General features: G+C 57.3%; 23 protein-coding genes. 5 read left to right on the top strand and 18 right to left on the bottom strand.

Features of this window, described 5'->3' with window-relative positions:
• Nucleotides 1-30 precede the first annotated feature (30 nt).
• The 5 genes from rpsK to rplO all read right to left on the bottom strand — a co-directional run bounded on the left by rpsK (nucleotide 31) and on the right by rplO (nucleotide 3,661).
• Entirely contained in the window at nucleotides 31-420 is a 390-nt protein-coding gene (rpsK, locus tag LC354_RS11840; protein WP_223424054.1) for a 30S ribosomal protein S11, read from the bottom strand.
• Between the two features lie 12 nt (nucleotides 421-432).
• Entirely contained in the window at nucleotides 433-801 is a 369-nt protein-coding gene (rpsM, locus tag LC354_RS11835) for a 30S ribosomal protein S13 (RefSeq protein WP_223424052.1), read from the bottom strand.
• A 268-nt stretch (nucleotides 802-1,069) separates the two neighbouring features.
• Nucleotides 1,070-1,714, bottom strand: a complete 645-nt coding sequence (locus LC354_RS11830) for an adenylate kinase (protein WP_223424050.1) — start codon at nucleotides 1,712-1,714, stop codon at nucleotides 1,070-1,072.
• Nucleotides 1,711-3,075 carry a preprotein translocase subunit SecY gene (secY, locus tag LC354_RS11825; RefSeq protein WP_223424048.1) on the bottom strand — a complete coding sequence of 455 codons (1,365 nt, stop codon included), beginning with the start codon at nucleotides 3,073-3,075 and terminating at the stop codon, nucleotides 1,711-1,713. Before secY ends, LC354_RS11830 begins: the two co-directional genes overlap by 4 nt.
• Nucleotides 3,076-3,190: 115 nt before the next feature.
• Entirely contained in the window at nucleotides 3,191-3,661 is a 471-nt protein-coding gene (gene rplO, locus LC354_RS11820; RefSeq protein WP_223424046.1) for a 50S ribosomal protein L15, read from the bottom strand.
• A 345-nt stretch (nucleotides 3,662-4,006) separates the two neighbouring features.
• Here rplO and LC354_RS11815 point away from each other — a divergent pair, with 345 nt between their 5' ends.
• On the top strand, nucleotides 4,007-4,678 hold the full coding sequence (locus tag LC354_RS11815) for a hypothetical protein (protein ID WP_223424044.1): 672 nt from the start codon (nucleotides 4,007-4,009) through the stop codon (nucleotides 4,676-4,678).
• Between the two features lie 28 nt (nucleotides 4,679-4,706).
• Here the strand turns inward: LC354_RS11815 and LC354_RS11810 are convergent, their stop codons facing one another.
• Nucleotides 4,707-5,351, bottom strand: a complete 645-nt coding sequence (locus LC354_RS11810) for a 2-hydroxychromene-2-carboxylate isomerase (RefSeq protein WP_223424042.1) — start codon at nucleotides 5,349-5,351, stop codon at nucleotides 4,707-4,709.
• A gap of 89 nt (nucleotides 5,352-5,440) precedes the next feature.
• Here LC354_RS11810 and LC354_RS11805 point away from each other — a divergent pair, with 89 nt between their 5' ends.
• Complete coding sequence (locus tag LC354_RS11805) at nucleotides 5,441-6,190, top strand: vWA domain-containing protein (protein WP_223424040.1); 750 nt, start codon at nucleotides 5,441-5,443, stop codon at nucleotides 6,188-6,190.
• Between the two features lie 112 nt (nucleotides 6,191-6,302).
• On the opposite strand, the gene rpmD is transcribed toward LC354_RS11805, so the two are convergent.
• From rpmD to rpmC, 11 genes are all read right to left on the bottom strand, one after another.
• On the bottom strand, nucleotides 6,303-6,491 hold the full coding sequence (gene rpmD / locus LC354_RS11800) for a 50S ribosomal protein L30 (protein ID WP_223424038.1): 189 nt from the start codon (nucleotides 6,489-6,491) through the stop codon (nucleotides 6,303-6,305).
• A gap of 5 nt (nucleotides 6,492-6,496) precedes the next feature.
• Nucleotides 6,497-7,081 carry a 30S ribosomal protein S5 gene (gene rpsE, locus LC354_RS11795; RefSeq protein ID WP_223424036.1) on the bottom strand — a complete coding sequence of 195 codons (585 nt, stop codon included), beginning with the start codon at nucleotides 7,079-7,081 and terminating at the stop codon, nucleotides 6,497-6,499.
• A 101-nt stretch (nucleotides 7,082-7,182) separates the two neighbouring features.
• Nucleotides 7,183-7,542 (bottom strand): 50S ribosomal protein L18, encoded by a 360-nt coding sequence (gene rplR / locus LC354_RS11790; RefSeq protein WP_223424034.1) that lies wholly within the window; start codon nucleotides 7,540-7,542, stop codon nucleotides 7,183-7,185.
• Nucleotides 7,543-7,553: 11 nt separating this feature from the next.
• On the bottom strand, nucleotides 7,554-8,087 hold the full coding sequence (gene rplF / locus LC354_RS11785; protein ID WP_223424032.1) for a 50S ribosomal protein L6: 534 nt from the start codon (nucleotides 8,085-8,087) through the stop codon (nucleotides 7,554-7,556).
• A 10-nt stretch (nucleotides 8,088-8,097) separates the two neighbouring features.
• The gene (gene rpsH / locus LC354_RS11780) at nucleotides 8,098-8,490 is read right to left on the bottom strand and encodes a 30S ribosomal protein S8 (protein WP_223424030.1); all 393 of its coding nucleotides are present in this window, start codon (nucleotides 8,488-8,490) and stop codon (nucleotides 8,098-8,100) included.
• A gap of 13 nt (nucleotides 8,491-8,503) precedes the next feature.
• Complete coding sequence (gene rpsN, locus LC354_RS11775; protein ID WP_223424028.1) at nucleotides 8,504-8,809, bottom strand: 30S ribosomal protein S14; 306 nt, start codon at nucleotides 8,807-8,809, stop codon at nucleotides 8,504-8,506.
• Nucleotides 8,810-8,826: 17 nt separating this feature from the next.
• On the bottom strand, nucleotides 8,827-9,390 hold the full coding sequence (rplE, locus tag LC354_RS11770) for a 50S ribosomal protein L5 (RefSeq protein WP_223424026.1): 564 nt from the start codon (nucleotides 9,388-9,390) through the stop codon (nucleotides 8,827-8,829).
• Nucleotides 9,390-9,695, bottom strand: a complete 306-nt coding sequence (gene rplX / locus LC354_RS11765) for a 50S ribosomal protein L24 (RefSeq protein ID WP_223424024.1) — start codon at nucleotides 9,693-9,695, stop codon at nucleotides 9,390-9,392. The genes rplE and rplX overlap by 1 nt, the downstream gene beginning before the upstream one ends.
• Complete coding sequence (gene rplN, locus LC354_RS11760) at nucleotides 9,695-10,063, bottom strand: 50S ribosomal protein L14 (protein ID WP_113821507.1); 369 nt, start codon at nucleotides 10,061-10,063, stop codon at nucleotides 9,695-9,697. Before rplN ends, rplX begins: the two co-directional genes overlap by 1 nt.
• Before the next feature lie 78 nt (nucleotides 10,064-10,141).
• A complete protein-coding gene (gene rpsQ, locus LC354_RS11755; RefSeq protein ID WP_113821508.1) occupies nucleotides 10,142-10,372 on the bottom strand; it encodes a 30S ribosomal protein S17 in 231 nt (76 codons plus the stop codon).
• A gap of 12 nt (nucleotides 10,373-10,384) precedes the next feature.
• Nucleotides 10,385-10,585, bottom strand: coding sequence for a 50S ribosomal protein L29 (rpmC, locus tag LC354_RS11750; RefSeq protein WP_223424022.1), 201 nt, complete (start codon nucleotides 10,583-10,585; stop codon nucleotides 10,385-10,387).
• Between the two features lie 214 nt (nucleotides 10,586-10,799).
• On the opposite strand from rpmC, the gene LC354_RS11745 reads away from it, so the two are divergent.
• From LC354_RS11745 to LC354_RS11735, 3 genes are read left to right on the top strand one after another with little or no spacing between them, the layout of a single operon-like run.
• Nucleotides 10,800-11,357, top strand: a complete 558-nt coding sequence (locus LC354_RS11745) for a hypothetical protein (protein ID WP_223424021.1) — start codon at nucleotides 10,800-10,802, stop codon at nucleotides 11,355-11,357.
• A 60-nt stretch (nucleotides 11,358-11,417) separates the two neighbouring features.
• Nucleotides 11,418-12,038, top strand: coding sequence for a TIGR02466 family protein (locus LC354_RS11740; protein WP_223424018.1), 621 nt, complete (start codon nucleotides 11,418-11,420; stop codon nucleotides 12,036-12,038).
• A 4-nt stretch (nucleotides 12,039-12,042) separates the two neighbouring features.
• Entirely contained in the window at nucleotides 12,043-12,621 is a 579-nt protein-coding gene (locus LC354_RS11735) for a hemerythrin domain-containing protein (RefSeq protein WP_223424017.1), read from the top strand.
• A gap of 1 nt (nucleotide 12,622) precedes the next feature.
• Here LC354_RS11735 and LC354_RS11730 read toward each other — a convergent pair whose 3' ends face one another.
• Nucleotides 12,623-12,835 (bottom strand): hypothetical protein, encoded by a 213-nt coding sequence (locus LC354_RS11730; RefSeq protein WP_223424015.1) that lies wholly within the window; start codon nucleotides 12,833-12,835, stop codon nucleotides 12,623-12,625.
• Between the last annotated feature and the right edge of the window lie 181 nt (nucleotides 12,836-13,016).

Below are 13,016 nucleotides of genomic sequence, written 5' to 3'. Positions count from 1 at the left end.
CACGCGGCCCCATGGTCGTTCCGTTCGTACTTAGACGCGGCGGCGCTTTGGTGGGCGGCAGCCGTTATGTGCCATTGGAGTCACGTCACGGATCGATGTAACGTTGAACCCGGCAGCAGCCAAAGCACGTAAAGCCGACTCACGACCCGAACCGGGGCCCTGCACTTCGACTTCGATTGTCTTGACGCCGTGTTCCTGAGCCTTCTTGGCCGCATCTTCGGCAGCCATCTGGGCCGCGTAAGGCGTGGATTTCCGCGAGCCTTTAAAGCCCATGGTACCGGCCGACGACCATGCAATGGCATTGCCCTGCACGTCCGAAATCAGGATCTTGGTGTTGTTGAAAGAAGAATTCACATGCGCCACTCCTGCGGCGATGTTCTTGGAGACCTTGCGCTTGGTCTTGCGTGTATCGCGTGCCATCTGTGCGTCCCCTTATTTCTTCTTGCCGGCAATGGCCTTTGCGGGGCCTTTGCGGGTGCGAGCATTGGTGTGTGTACGCTGACCACGGACGGGCAGGTTACGACGGTGGCGCAGGCCGCGGTAGCAACCAAGGTCCATCAGACGTTTGATGTTCATCTGCGTTTCACGACGCAGGTCACCCTCGACGGTAAAGTTCTCGTCGATGTGCTCGCGGATTTTCAAAACTTCTGCATCGCTCAATTCATTGACGCGACGGCTGATGTCGATGCCGACGGCTTCGCAGATTTGTTGGGCGGAGGAGGTGCCGATGCCTGTAATGTAAGTCAGTGCAATCGGGACCCGTTTGGCTGTGGGTATGTTGACCCCTGCAATACGTGCCACGTGGGCTTTCCTTTTCGTTGCGGGCCCGTAGTTCCGGGCCCTTTTTTCACAACATAAGGCCCAAGGATTTCGCCCCCGGGCCTGCCGCTGATCAGGTGATCTGATGGGACGCGTTCCCATCATTGATTCTCGTTAGAGATGGCGTGAGATAGGCGTTGTTTACTGGGGCGTCAACCCCGGTTTCATCACCTGTTCATGAGGCGCATCTGTGCGCGATCTTTCGTCGATTGCGCCGACAAGGTTCCACGCGCGGGTTTATATCAAATCGCTAATCAAGGACCGTTGCAATGTCAGCTTTCACGGTGGCCATCTCGCCCAGACCATTCACTTTGGTCAACTGACCCTTGGCATAGTAATAGCCGATCAGCGGTGATGTTTTCTTGTAATATTCCATCAGGCGGGTCTTGAGGCTTTCCTCGTTGTCGTCAGCGCGACGCGTGAACCCCTTGGATTCTCCACAATTGGTGCAGATCCCATCCGCTGGAACCGGTTTGGTGTTATCATTATAAACCTCACCGCATCCCGCGCAGGTCGAGCGGGCCGTGATCCGGGCCACCAAGGCTTCGTCATCCACTTCCATCTCGATCACGGCATCGAGGGTTTCGCCTTCTTCTGCCAGCAAGTCGTTCAACGCGTCGGCTTGCGCCAGCGTACGAGGGAAACCATCAAAGATGAAACCGTTCGACTTGACCGTCTCGATTTGCTCGCGGATCAGACCGATCACGATATCGTCCGTGACGAGGGCACCACGAGCCATCACGTCAGCGACGATCTTGCCCATTTCGGTCCCGCTGTCCTTGGCGGCGCGCAACATATCGCCAGTCGACAATTGCACCATGCCACGTTCTTCTACCAGAAAACGGGCCTGGGTTCCTTTACCCGCTCCGGGCGGGCCAAGCAGTATGATATTCATCGACGCACAGGGCTCCGTTTCTTGCGGCCCTTCGAGCCTTTGCCACGCAGTTGTGATTTCTCGATCAGCCCTTCGTATTGATGGGCCAAAAGATGGCTTTGCGCTTGTTGAATGGTGTCCATCGTCACCGACACGACGATCAGGACCGATGTGCCGCCAAAGTAGAAGGGTATGGCAAATTGGCCCCGCAGGATTTCCGGCAACAGACACACTGCGGCCAGATAGGCCGACCCGAGCACCAGAACCCTGTTGACCACATATTCCAGATACTCAGCAGTTTTCTTACCGGGACGAATACCGGGAATGAAGCCGTTCTGGTTCTTGAGGTTGTCCGCCACGTCGTCAGGTTTGAAGCTGACATTGAACGTGTAGAAATAGGTGAAGAACACGATCATCACGACGAAAAACGCCAGATAAAGCGGCTGTCCGGGGCCAAAATTGGCCAAGAGCCAGCTCATGATCGGATTGGTCGAGTTGCCCGAAAACGTGCTGATCGTGATCGGCAACAGCAGCAAGGACGAGGCGAAGATCGCGGGGATAACACCTGCCGGGTTGACCTTGACGGGCAGGTGACTTGAGCCGCCGTCATAGACCTTCATACCCACCTGCCGACGGGGATATTGAATATGGATCTTGCGCAAGGCGCGCTCCATGAAAACCACGAACATGATTGTCGCGATGACCATCACCAGCACACCAACGATGACCGCCGGGCTGATGGCACCGGACCGGCCAGAAGCGAAGAACTGCGCGATCGCGGCGGGAACCTCGGCGATGATGCCGACAAAGATGATGAGAGAGATACCGTTGCCGATACCGCGTGCGGTGATCTGTTCACCCAGCCACATCAGGAACATCGTGCCACCGACCAGCGTGATCAGACAGGCCATCCGGAAGAACATGCCAGGATCGGTCACCAGATCACCGGATTCCAAGGATACGGCAAGGCCGTAGGCCTGCAAGGTCGCCAGCGCCACAGTGCCGTACCGGGTATATTGGTTGATTTTCTTGCGGCCCTGCTCGCCCTCTTTCTTGAGTTGCTCAAGCTTGGGCACCATCGAGGTCAGAAGCTGAACGATGATCGAGGCCGAAATGTAGGGCATGATGCCGAGAGCAAAGATACCCATGCGCCCCAGCGCCCCGCCGGTAAACATGGAAACCATGCCGCCAATGCCCTGCCCCGCGCTTTCCATGAACTCGCGCAGCGCCGCACCGTCTATGCCCGGCACCGGGATAAACGTGCCCAGCCGGTATACGATCAGCAGACCGAGTGTGAACAGGATGCGATTGCGCAGGTCGGTGGCCTTGCCAAGAGCGCTCCAGCTCGTGTTGGCGGCCATATTCTCGACAGCAGATACCATGCGGGCGATGTCCTTTGGCAAAACACCGCCCAGACCATTTTCCGGCGGGCGGCGCTATGAAAAACTCTGCCTTATGTAAGCCGCTCAGGCGCGGCTCACAAGGCGTGTTAGAGGCTTACTCGGCAGCGACCGCGACAATAGCGAGTGTGCCACCGGCTTTTTCAACGGCTTCAACCGCCGATTTCGACGCGCCGGTCACCTGCAGATCAACTTTGCTTGTGATCTCGCCTTTGGCCAGAACACGAACGCCGTCGAGCTTGCGACGCACCGCGCCAGAAGAAATCAGAGCGTCTTCGGTGATGGCGGAACCGGCGTCAATTTTGCCCAGATCAATGAATTTCTGGATCAGGCCAAGGTTGATCACGGCGAATGCCTTGCGGTTCGGCTTGTTAAAGCCACGCTTGGGCAGACGTTGGTACAACGGCATCTGACCGCCTTCGTAACCATTGATGGCCACACCCGAACGGGATTTCTGACCCTTGATACCACGGCCACCCATCTTGCCGGAGCCGGAGCCCGGGCCGCGGCCCACGCGTTTGCGGGATTTTGTTGCGCCAGGGTTGTCGCGCAGTTCATGCAGTTTCATATCGCTTCTCCTAAGCCGGAAGCGCCCCCGAAGCGGAATGGGCGAACACGGCGTTTCTTGGTTTTGATTCTCGTGAGCCCGCAGGTCCACCGGGGGCGTATAAACCCGGTTGCAGCGCCCTTCAAGGCCTCTCCCGGTCAAACCGTGACGCGAGATGAGGCAACCGGCTGACCGGCGCACACTGTACAGCCTGAGTCATGGGCAATCGAGTATGGAAAACCTGACTGCACAAGCACTCGAATTGCACACTACAAACAAAGTACTAGGCTCATCGTATCGTCATTTTTCGATATAAATTTTCAGCCGCACATTTTTCATATCAGATTTTTTCGGAGTCTGTTGTTAGTGATTGAAATCTTATTTCACAGTGCCGGGGTATCGCCCCGGTACACCGAGCATGCGCTGCCCATCATCGGGCTTTTGGCTGGTCTGGTCAGCATTTTCGCCTTTGCGCCTTACGTCCGGGATACATTGGCCTTGCGGACACAGCCGCAGCGCGCATCGTGGTTCATCTGGTCCGTGCTCAGCAGCATCACACTGTGCTCCCAGATCTATGAAGGCGCGACGAGTTCGCTTTGGTTTGTCGCCATTCAGGCCGCGAGTACGGTCTTCATTTTCATATTGTCGATTTCACGTGGCACAGGGTCCCTGCTGAACGCAAGTGACGCCTGCATGCTGATCGCGGCGGGAATTGGTGTCTTGCTTTGGATCATGACGGACACGACGGCCTATGCGCTTGCCATCGTCATTGCGGTGTCTTCTTTGGGCGGCGTCGCAACGATCAAGAAGGCGTACAGGGATCCGGGCTCGGAAACGATGTCCACCTGGGTCATGTCCTTTTGCGCGTCCGCTTTGGCAGTTCTGGCCGTTGGAGAACCGTCCTGGGTGCTTCTGGCGTACCCAGTGTACCTCTTTGTTCTGTACGGCGTGATTGTCCTTGCGACTAAATTGGGGCATACGCGCAAAGCGGAACTTGGAATGGCCCCGATCGTCTGGCAGCAGAAAGTCGGCTTCTGAAAGGCCCGATCGCTTATGCGCCACTTGCCTAACGTGCGTTCACCGGCGGGTTACGCCAACGGGTCGGGGCAAAGGGAACGGCAATGGCGCGTTCCAAGAGTTCCAGGCGATCCTGCCCATAGAACATCTCCCCCTCCAGCACATAGGTCGGCGAGCCGAACACATTTGCAGTCAAAGCCGCTTGGGCATTCTGCGCGTAACGCTCAACGACCTCAGGCGCTTGGGCCTGCGTCAGGAGAGTTGCGTCATCATGACCAAGCCGCACAGCTATGCTCGACAAGGTTGCGATATCCGACAGGTCCGCATCATCGCGCCAATGCGCTTCAAGCAGAGCATGGGCCATCGCATCGACAGCAGGCCCGCGATCCCCAAGGGCAAGGATCATGCCGCTGGCCAGAGTGTAATCCGCATCGTGATAGGTTGGGCGAAACTGGACGACCGGGACGTCACGGTATGCGGCCCAGCGTTCGATCTCTCGCCCAAAGAAGTAGTCAACATGAGCCTGCGTGCGCGCGCGAAACGGCAGACTGCCCTGCGCTTCGACCACCGGTGACAACGGGATCGGGCGATGCACCAGCGTGAGATCGTGGGCCCGGCAGATCTCCATCACACGGGCAGAGCCGAGATAGGCGAAGGCTGAATGGGCGGAATAATAATATGTCAGTTCGGTCATGGGACCACGCTACGGGGCCATTGCAGACAGAGCAAAGAAAATACACCGGGTCATTGATCTGGTCCCAACGCCGGTGTCAGGGTGTCCCCATGAATGCCAATCACATACCCTTGCTGTGCGCCGTAAGTCTGGCGGCTCTGGTCCTGCCACTGACCTCTCTGACGTCCGAAGGCGCTGCGGGCTGCGCCAAAGATGCAATGCTCGTTTTTGACGGTTCCGCCTCGATGGCCGAGCTGACCTTCGACCTCCAACGCAAGACCCGGATCGTTGAGGCACGCGAGGCCGTCCGGGATGCAATCCCCGACATCACGCCCTTCCGGCGGGTCGGGCTATTGACCTATGGACCGGGAACAAGGGCCGCCTGCGATAATATCAATTTGCGGTTTGGACCACGCGACGATGCAGCCGCTGCAATCATTTCGGATATCGACAGATTGCACCCCAAAGGGCTGACGCCGCTGACGGCTGCGGTGCGTGCCGCGACCCAAGCGCTGGATTACAAGGTGCGCCCCGGAATTGTCGTTTTGGTCACGGATGGGAACGAGACATGTGGAGGACGGCCCTGCGCCTTGGGGGCCGAACTGGCGTCAGAAGCCGCTGACCTGACTGTTCATGTGATCGGGTTCAAAGTGGTTTTCGACTTTTTCAGCTGGGACAATCCCGAACAGCAGGATGTTGGCGCGGGTAACACCGTGGCCAAGTGCCTCGCGGATCGCACCGGTGGGCTCTATGTCTCCGCGGAAACGGTGGATGAACTGGCCGATGCGTTGCGAGTCACTCTGGGTTGTGCACTGATCAGTCGGGACAACACTGAACCAGAACGCGCAGCTTTCACCTGACGCGATGAGCTTCTGGGGAAACGACCGGTCTGCGACGTCAAAAAGAAACGCCCCGCAGTCTCCCGCGAGGCGTTCAATCAAGGTCGTAAGGCGGATTTCAATCTGCCAGACGTCAGCCTTTTTCTTCGATGATCTCGACCATGTGTGGGATCGAATTGACCATGCCACGCACGGAAGGTGTGTCTTCCAGCTCACGGGTTTTGTGCATCTTGTTCAGACCCAGACCAATCAAAGTCGCGCGCTGCTTCGCGGGACGGCGGATGGGGGAACCGATTTGTTTTATAACGATTGTTTTTGCCATCTGTCTCAGGCCTCCTCAGCCACAGGTGCCGCGTCGGCAGCAGGTGCTTCGTCACGCTTGGGCAGAATGTCGGACACTTTCTTGCCACGACGTTGCGCGACACCACGGGGCGACTGCTCTTTGCGGAGGCCGTCCATGGTTGCGCGAATCATGTTGTAGGGGTTTTGCGAACCGATCGACTTGGACACAACGTCTTTCACGCCCAGCATTTCGAACACGGCACGCATCGGACCACCGGCGATGATACCGGTACCTTCAGGGGCTGTCCGCATCACGACTTTCCCGGCGCCGTGGCGGCCTTCCATATCGTGGTGCAATGTCCGGCCTTCGCGCAACTGGACGCGGATCATCTGGCGCTTGGCTTGCTCGGTGGCTTTGCGAATAGCCTCGGGGACCTCTTTCGCCTTACCTTTACCGAAACCAACGCGGCCTTTTTGGTCGCCTACGACAACAAGGGCGGCGAAACCAAAGCGCTTACCACCTTTTACTGTTTTGGACACACGGTTGATCGCGACCAGGCGATCCGAAAATTCCGGTGACTCGTCGCGGTCGCGACGGGGGCCGCGACGGTTATTATCACGTTCTGCCATGAGAACATCCTTTATTCAGGTGGCTTGCGCCAGTTTATCTCAATCCAGGTGAGCCTGTTGCCCCCGGATCATCGGGAGGGCGTCGCCGCCCTCCGCAGGTCTTAGATTTTCAGGCCACCTTCACGGGCGGCGTCGGCAAGGGCCTTGACCTTTCCGTGAAAGAGGAAGCCGCCACGGTCGAAGTACGCAACGTCCACGCCGGCCTTCTTCGCGCGCTCTGCGATCGCCGCACCGACCTTGGTCGCTGCTTCGATGTTGTTCTTGCCCACAACGCCAAGATCCTTTTCGAGGGTCGAGGCAGCGGCCAGGGTCACACCTTGCACGTCGTCGATCAGCTGCACGCTGATGTTCTTGTTCGAACGGTGAACGCTCAGGCGCGGACGCCCTGCATTGACCTTGCGAAGTTTGTTCCGGACGCGCAGGCGGCGCTTGAGGAACAGGGTCCGTTTGCTGTTTGCCATTTGTCTGGTCCTTACTTCTTCTTGCCTTCCTTGCGGAAGATAAATTCGCCCTTGTAGCGGATGCCTTTGCCTTTGTAGGGCTCGGGCTTGCGCCATTCACGAATGTTTGCGGCAACCTGGCCGACCAATTGCTCATCGATACCCTCGACGATCACTTCGGTCTGCTTGGGGGCTGTGACTGTGACACCGGCAGGTGGCACATAGTCAACGTCATGCGACAGGCCCAGGTTCAGACGCAGGGAGTTCCCCTGCATCGACGCCCGGTAACCAACACCCTGGATTTCAAGCTCTTTCTTGAACCCATCCGTCACGCCGGTCACCAGATTGGCGACCATCGTGCGGGACATGCCCCATTGCTGGCGCGCCCGCTTGGACGACCCGCGCGGGGTGATGGTGACGGCGTTGTCTTCGACTTTGAGCGTCACATCGTCGGTCGCCTTGAACGACCGTGTGCCTTTGGAGCCTTTGACTTCGATCATCTGACCAGAGACGGATGCCGAAACACCCGAAGGCAGGTCGACCGGTTTCTTACCAATACGAGACATCTGCTGCTCCTTAGAAGATCGTGCAGAGCACTTCGCCGCCAATATTCTGGCTGCGTGCACTTGCATCCGACATCACACCTTTTGAGGTGGAGACAATCGACACACCCAGGCCCTGACGGACCGATGGGATGTCATTGACGCCCATGTAGACGCGACGACCGGGTTTTGAGACCCGCTTCAACTCGCGAATGACAGGTTCGCCTTCGTAATATTTCAGGCTGATTTCGATAGCGGGGTGGCCATCTTCACCTTTGGTTTCTTCGAAACCACGAATGTAGCCTTCGTCCGCAAGCACTTCGAGGACGCGCACACGCAGTTTCGACGCGGGGGTCGAGACCACGGATTTACCGCGCATCTGGCTGTTGCGGATCCGGGTGAGCATATCGGCGATAGGATCGTTCATATCTCTCTCTCCCTTACCAGCTTGACTTGACGAGGCCAGGGATCTGGCCCGCAGAGCCAAGCTCCCGCAGCGCGATCCGGCTGATCTTCAGCTTGCGGTAATACGCATGCGGACGACCCGTCAGTTGGCAACGATTGTGAAGACGCACGGCCGAGCTGTTGCGCGGCAGTTTCGCCAGCTTCAGCGAAGCGCGGAAACGGTCTTCCATCGGCTTGGTTTCATCGCTGATGATTGCTTTGAGTTCGGCGCGCTTGGCGGCGTACTTCTTGACCAGCTTTTCGCGCTTCACTTCGCGCGCGATCATGGATTTTTTAGCCATATCTTTTTCCTCTGCGCTTACGAGTTGAAGGGCATGTTGAAATGCTTGAGCAAGGCTTTTGCTTCGGCATCATTGTCTGCTGTCGTGGTGATCACGATATCCATTCCCCAGGTCTCATCGACTTTATCAAAGTCGATTTCAGGGAAAACGATGTGCTCTTTCATACCCATGGCATAGTTGCCACGGCCATCAAACGATTTGCCGGGGATGCCGCGGAAGTCACGGATACGCGGCATCGCGATCGTGATCAGGCGGTCCAGGAATTCGTACATCCGGTCGCCGCGCAAAGTCACCTTGGCACCCAAAGGCATGTCCTCACGGACCCGGAAACCCGCGATGGATTTCTTGGCCACTGTGGTCAGCGCCTTCTGGCCTGCAATCGCGGTCAGGTCTTCCTGAGCGGATTTGGCTTTCTTGCTGTCACGGACGGCTTCAGCACCACATCCGATGTTCAGGACAATCTTGTCCAGACGCGGGATCTGCATGTCGTTTTTGTAGCCGAATTCCTCTTTCATCGCAGCGCGGATCGTATCGCGATACGCTGCCTTGAGGCGGGGTGTATAGTTTGCTGTGTCGAGCATCAGATCACGTCCCCTGTTGTCTTGGCAAAGCGGACTTTCTTGTCGCCATCCATCTTGAAACCAACGCGGGTGGCTTTGCCATTCGCGTCCAGCAGTGCCAGGTTCGACAAATCTACCGGCATCGCCTTGGGGATGCGGCCGCCTTGTGTCGTCTGGCTTTGACGTGTGGCACGGATCGAGATGTTCAGACCGTCAACAACAGCCTTGTTCGCCTTGGGATCGATCGAGGAAATTGTTCCCTCGCGGCCCTTGTCCTTGCCCGCAAGCATGACGACCTTGTCGCCTTTTTTGAGTTTCGCAGCCATCAGAGCACCTCCGGAGCCAGCGAGATGATTTTCATGAAGTTCTTGCCACGCAACTCGCGAACAACCGGGCCAAAGATACGTGTACCGACAGGCTCATTGTTGTTGTTCAGGATAACGGCGGCGTTGCGATCAAAACGGATGGCTGTGCCATCGTCACGACGAACTTCCTTGGCGGTGCGGACGACGACGGCCTTGCGGACGTCCCCTTTTTTCACACGGCCGCGCGGAATGGCTTCCTTTACCGACACGACAATGACGTCGCCGACGGATGCGTATTTACGCTTGGAACCACCCAGCACCTTGATGCACTGAACACGGCGTGCGCCGCTGTTGTCAGCTACATCCAGGTTGGTTTGCATCTGGATCATATGGTTTCTCCCGACCTTTGGGGGGCGATGCGTGCCTGATCCCCAGGGTTTCGATTAATGTGGCAAATGCCGGGGGCTTCAGGCCTCCAGCACTTCCCAACGTTTTGTCTTCGACTTGGGGGCGCATTCGATGATGCGAACAGAATCCCCTACTTTGAAAACATTCTTCTCATCGTGCGCCCGGTATTTCTTGGACTTACGAATGGTCTTTTTCAGAACCGGGTGCGTAAAGCGGCGCTCTACGGAAACGGTAACTGTCTGGGCGTTGGCATCGGATGTCACGGTGCCGGTCAGAATACGCTTGGGCATATCGTGATTTCCTTATTCTGCAGCTTTTGCGGCTTGTTCGTTGAGGATCGTCTTGACGCGGGCTGCATCACGACGGGCACCGCGCAAACGCGCAGGGTTCTCAAGCTGGCCAGTGGCCTGCTGGAAACGCAGGTTGAAGGCTTCTTTTTTCAGGTTTGCCAGTTCATCACGAAGCTGGTCCGGGGTCTTATCCCGAAGTTCTTGGGCGTTCATGCGCCTATTCCTTTCAACATCACGAGAGGGCCCTTGGCGAATTGCGCCGGGTCACCCTGATTCCCGTGGAGTGGGTGGTGAAGTGCGCCGTATATGGGGGGTACTGGGTTATGGCAACCCTTAAATACCAAGCGTTTCATAATGCGCGCGCAATCGCTGGACGCATTGATTTACAAGGAGTACATCACTCCCACACATCTTGCAAAGGACGGGCATGGTGGCAGTACATCCGCAGCGGCAAGTGATCGTGAAATTTACCCTCTTGTTGGGCGTTCTTGTCGGTTATTTCGCATATCTCAACTATCAGTATGATCTCGCAACCAGCGGGATCGTTGCGGGGCTGACGTGGAGCTTTTTCGTGCTTTGCACACCGGTGGCCGATGCCGGCTTCCTCTTGGATTTCCCGCTGCGCCTGCTGTTCGGAATCCGCATGGTGGTGTCTGAAATCGTGGTCTGGGCCGTGGCGCTGTCCGTCAATTCGGCCGCTCTGCTTTTTTGGCCCGAAGCCTATGACACCACACTGTTGACGCGCGCGTTCCTTGTCATTCTGACCAACCCGGTGCCGTATTGGGCGATCATTGTCCTGTCGGGGATTGGCACGTTCCTGTCGATCCGGTTTGCGGACGAGCTGATGGACGTCTTGCACCACCGCGAACGTGATTTCTTCCACTCAAACCATTTCAAGCACGAACTGATACTCTTTGCCTTTTTCCTTGCGGCCCTTTTTGCCTATTATCATCTGATGGCGTCAATTGGGTTGGAATTTGAATAGATGTGATATCTGCACTGAAACCTGATCGCCTTTCGTTTCATGCTGAGTTAACAAAGTTCCATGCCACACATCACTTCTCTCTTCGCGACCCGTCTCTATCATGCCCCGTTGTCTGAGTTCGCCCCTGCGGTTGACCCGGCAGAACTGACCACAAACTGTTACGGTATCGCCGAAGATGACGAGGCGGGCCATAACTGGTGCGAGCGGGAGGGCTATCCCGGATACACCTCCTATGCGTCACTGGACGATCTGCCCTGGCGGTTCCCGATCTTTGCCGATCTGGTCAAGGCTCTGGATGCCCATGTCGCGGCCTTTGCCCGTGATCTTGCCTTTGATCTGGGCGACAAGAAACTCAAACTGGATAGCATCTGGATCAACATCCTGCCAGAAGGCGGCATCCACACCGGGCACATCCACCCCCACTCGGTGATCTCCGGCACGACCTATGTGGCGATGCCCGAAGGCACTTCTGCGCTCAAGCTCGAAGACCCACGCTTGCCGATGATGATGGCGTCACCCGGTCGGCTTGCAGACGCACCCGAGGATTTGCGACAGTTCCACTATGCGCGTCCGTCGGTGGGCGATGTGCTGCTTTGGGAAAGCTGGCTGCGCCACGAGGTGCCGATGAACATGGCCGAGGATGAGCGGGTGTCGGTGTCCTTCAATTACGGTTGGGAATAGCGGCTTGAGCGATCTGTCAACCACGCCGCTCGACGCGTTGAGCGTCGAGACCGGCACGCGCCCGCAAGCCCCGGTTCTGAAAAACGTCACCGAAGGCCAACGACAAAAGGGCCGCCATCTTGCCGCCATCCATGCGCATTACCTACAGGACATGGCGCGGCTGAGCGCGGTGATCGACCGGATCGAGGCCGGGGACACACCCCCTGCCCATCTGGCGCAGATCGTTCTGGCCTCGGACATGCACCAGAACTTTGCAGCTTTCGGGAACCTGTGTGGGCAAGGCTGCCGGATGCTGTCGATGCATCACAACATAGAGGAACACCACATGTTCCCCGAGATCGAAGGCAAAGCCCCGCCCTTCGTCGCCCTCATCGCGCGGCTGCGCGAGGAACATAAGGTCGTGCATGAATTGCTGAACCGGTTGGTCAACTGTTCAGAGCGGTTGAGCAGGACCCCCGATGCCGAGGGCTTCGCCGAAACCCGGACCACGTTCGCGGCGCTGCACCGCGCAATCCAAAGCCATTTCGGCTATGAAGAGCGAGAGCTGGAAGCCGCCATCGGCGTCTACGTCGACCGGATCTGAGTTATTTCGACGTCTTGGCCTCAGTCTTGGCTGCCGCCTCAACCGCCTTGCGCGCCGCCTTTTCCTCTTTGGTCAGCGTATTGCCCCACTGATTGTTGGACAGACCCAGACCCTCGGGCATCGGCTTGGTCTTGCCCTTCTTGACCTCTCCACCCTTGTCGAGAAAGGCTTGGATCAGGTCTTCGTCAGTATTGGGCTTGGGGACTTGTTTCATGGTGTGGAGCCTTGTGTGGAATGAAGAGCTGATACTATGATAACCGATTGCGAACGGATGGCTACAAGCAGGCTGCATTAGACGCGGTTTGTACGAGCATATTTGGTACTGTAACCTGACGTCTGGAAATTTAGTTGGAGATTGCGCTGAGAGCCCCTGCCGAGGCGTGCCCCGGCAGAGG

This window comes from Tateyamaria pelophila, assembly GCF_019966495.1.
GTDB lineage: Bacteria > Pseudomonadota > Alphaproteobacteria > Rhodobacterales > Rhodobacteraceae > Tateyamaria > Tateyamaria pelophila.
The sequence above is the reverse complement of the archived record's forward strand: the minus strand, read 5'-3'. Positions and strand labels throughout refer to the sequence as shown.

Excerpts from the sequence above, each read along its gene's own strand:
- rpsK (WP_223424054.1), bottom strand. The coding sequence starts at position 420 with ATGGCACGCGATACACGCAAGACCAAGCGCAAGGTCTCCAAGAACATC.
- LC354_RS11830 (WP_223424050.1), bottom strand. The coding sequence starts at position 1,714 with ATGAATATCATACTGCTTGGCCCGCCCGGAGCGGGTAAAGGAACCCAG.
- secY (WP_223424048.1), bottom strand. The coding sequence starts at position 3,075 with ATGGTATCTGCTGTCGAGAATATGGCCGCCAACACGAGCTGGAGCGCT.
- rplO (WP_223424046.1), bottom strand. The coding sequence starts at position 3,661 with ATGAAACTGCATGAACTGCGCGACAACCCTGGCGCAACAAAATCCCGC.
- LC354_RS11810 (WP_223424042.1), bottom strand. The coding sequence starts at position 5,351 with ATGACCGAACTGACATATTATTATTCCGCCCATTCAGCCTTCGCCTAT.
- LC354_RS11805 (WP_223424040.1), top strand. The coding sequence starts at position 5,441 with ATGAATGCCAATCACATACCCTTGCTGTGCGCCGTAAGTCTGGCGGCT.
- rpmD (WP_223424038.1), bottom strand. The coding sequence starts at position 6,491 with ATGGCAAAAACAATCGTTATAAAACAAATCGGTTCCCCCATCCGCCGT.
- rpsE (WP_223424036.1), bottom strand. The coding sequence starts at position 7,081 with ATGGCAGAACGTGATAATAACCGTCGCGGCCCCCGTCGCGACCGCGAC.
- rplR (WP_223424034.1), bottom strand. The coding sequence starts at position 7,542 with ATGGCAAACAGCAAACGGACCCTGTTCCTCAAGCGCCGCCTGCGCGTC.
- rplF (WP_223424032.1), bottom strand. The coding sequence starts at position 8,087 with ATGTCTCGTATTGGTAAGAAACCGGTCGACCTGCCTTCGGGTGTTTCG.
- rpsH (WP_223424030.1), bottom strand. The coding sequence starts at position 8,490 with ATGAACGATCCTATCGCCGATATGCTCACCCGGATCCGCAACAGCCAG.
- rpsN (WP_223424028.1), bottom strand. The coding sequence starts at position 8,809 with ATGGCTAAAAAATCCATGATCGCGCGCGAAGTGAAGCGCGAAAAGCTG.
- rplE (WP_223424026.1), bottom strand. The coding sequence starts at position 9,390 with ATGCTCGACACAGCAAACTATACACCCCGCCTCAAGGCAGCGTATCGC.
- rplX (WP_223424024.1), bottom strand. The coding sequence starts at position 9,695 with ATGGCTGCGAAACTCAAAAAAGGCGACAAGGTCGTCATGCTTGCGGGC.
- rplN (WP_113821507.1), bottom strand. The coding sequence starts at position 10,063 with ATGATCCAGATGCAAACCAACCTGGATGTAGCTGACAACAGCGGCGCA.
- rpsQ (WP_113821508.1), bottom strand. The coding sequence starts at position 10,372 with ATGCCCAAGCGTATTCTGACCGGCACCGTGACATCCGATGCCAACGCC.
- rpmC (WP_223424022.1), bottom strand. The coding sequence starts at position 10,585 with ATGAACGCCCAAGAACTTCGGGATAAGACCCCGGACCAGCTTCGTGAT.
- LC354_RS11745 (WP_223424021.1), top strand. The coding sequence starts at position 10,800 with ATGGTGGCAGTACATCCGCAGCGGCAAGTGATCGTGAAATTTACCCTC.
- LC354_RS11740 (WP_223424018.1), top strand. The coding sequence starts at position 11,418 with ATGCCACACATCACTTCTCTCTTCGCGACCCGTCTCTATCATGCCCCG.
- LC354_RS11730 (WP_223424015.1), bottom strand. The coding sequence starts at position 12,835 with ATGAAACAAGTCCCCAAGCCCAATACTGACGAAGACCTGATCCAAGCC.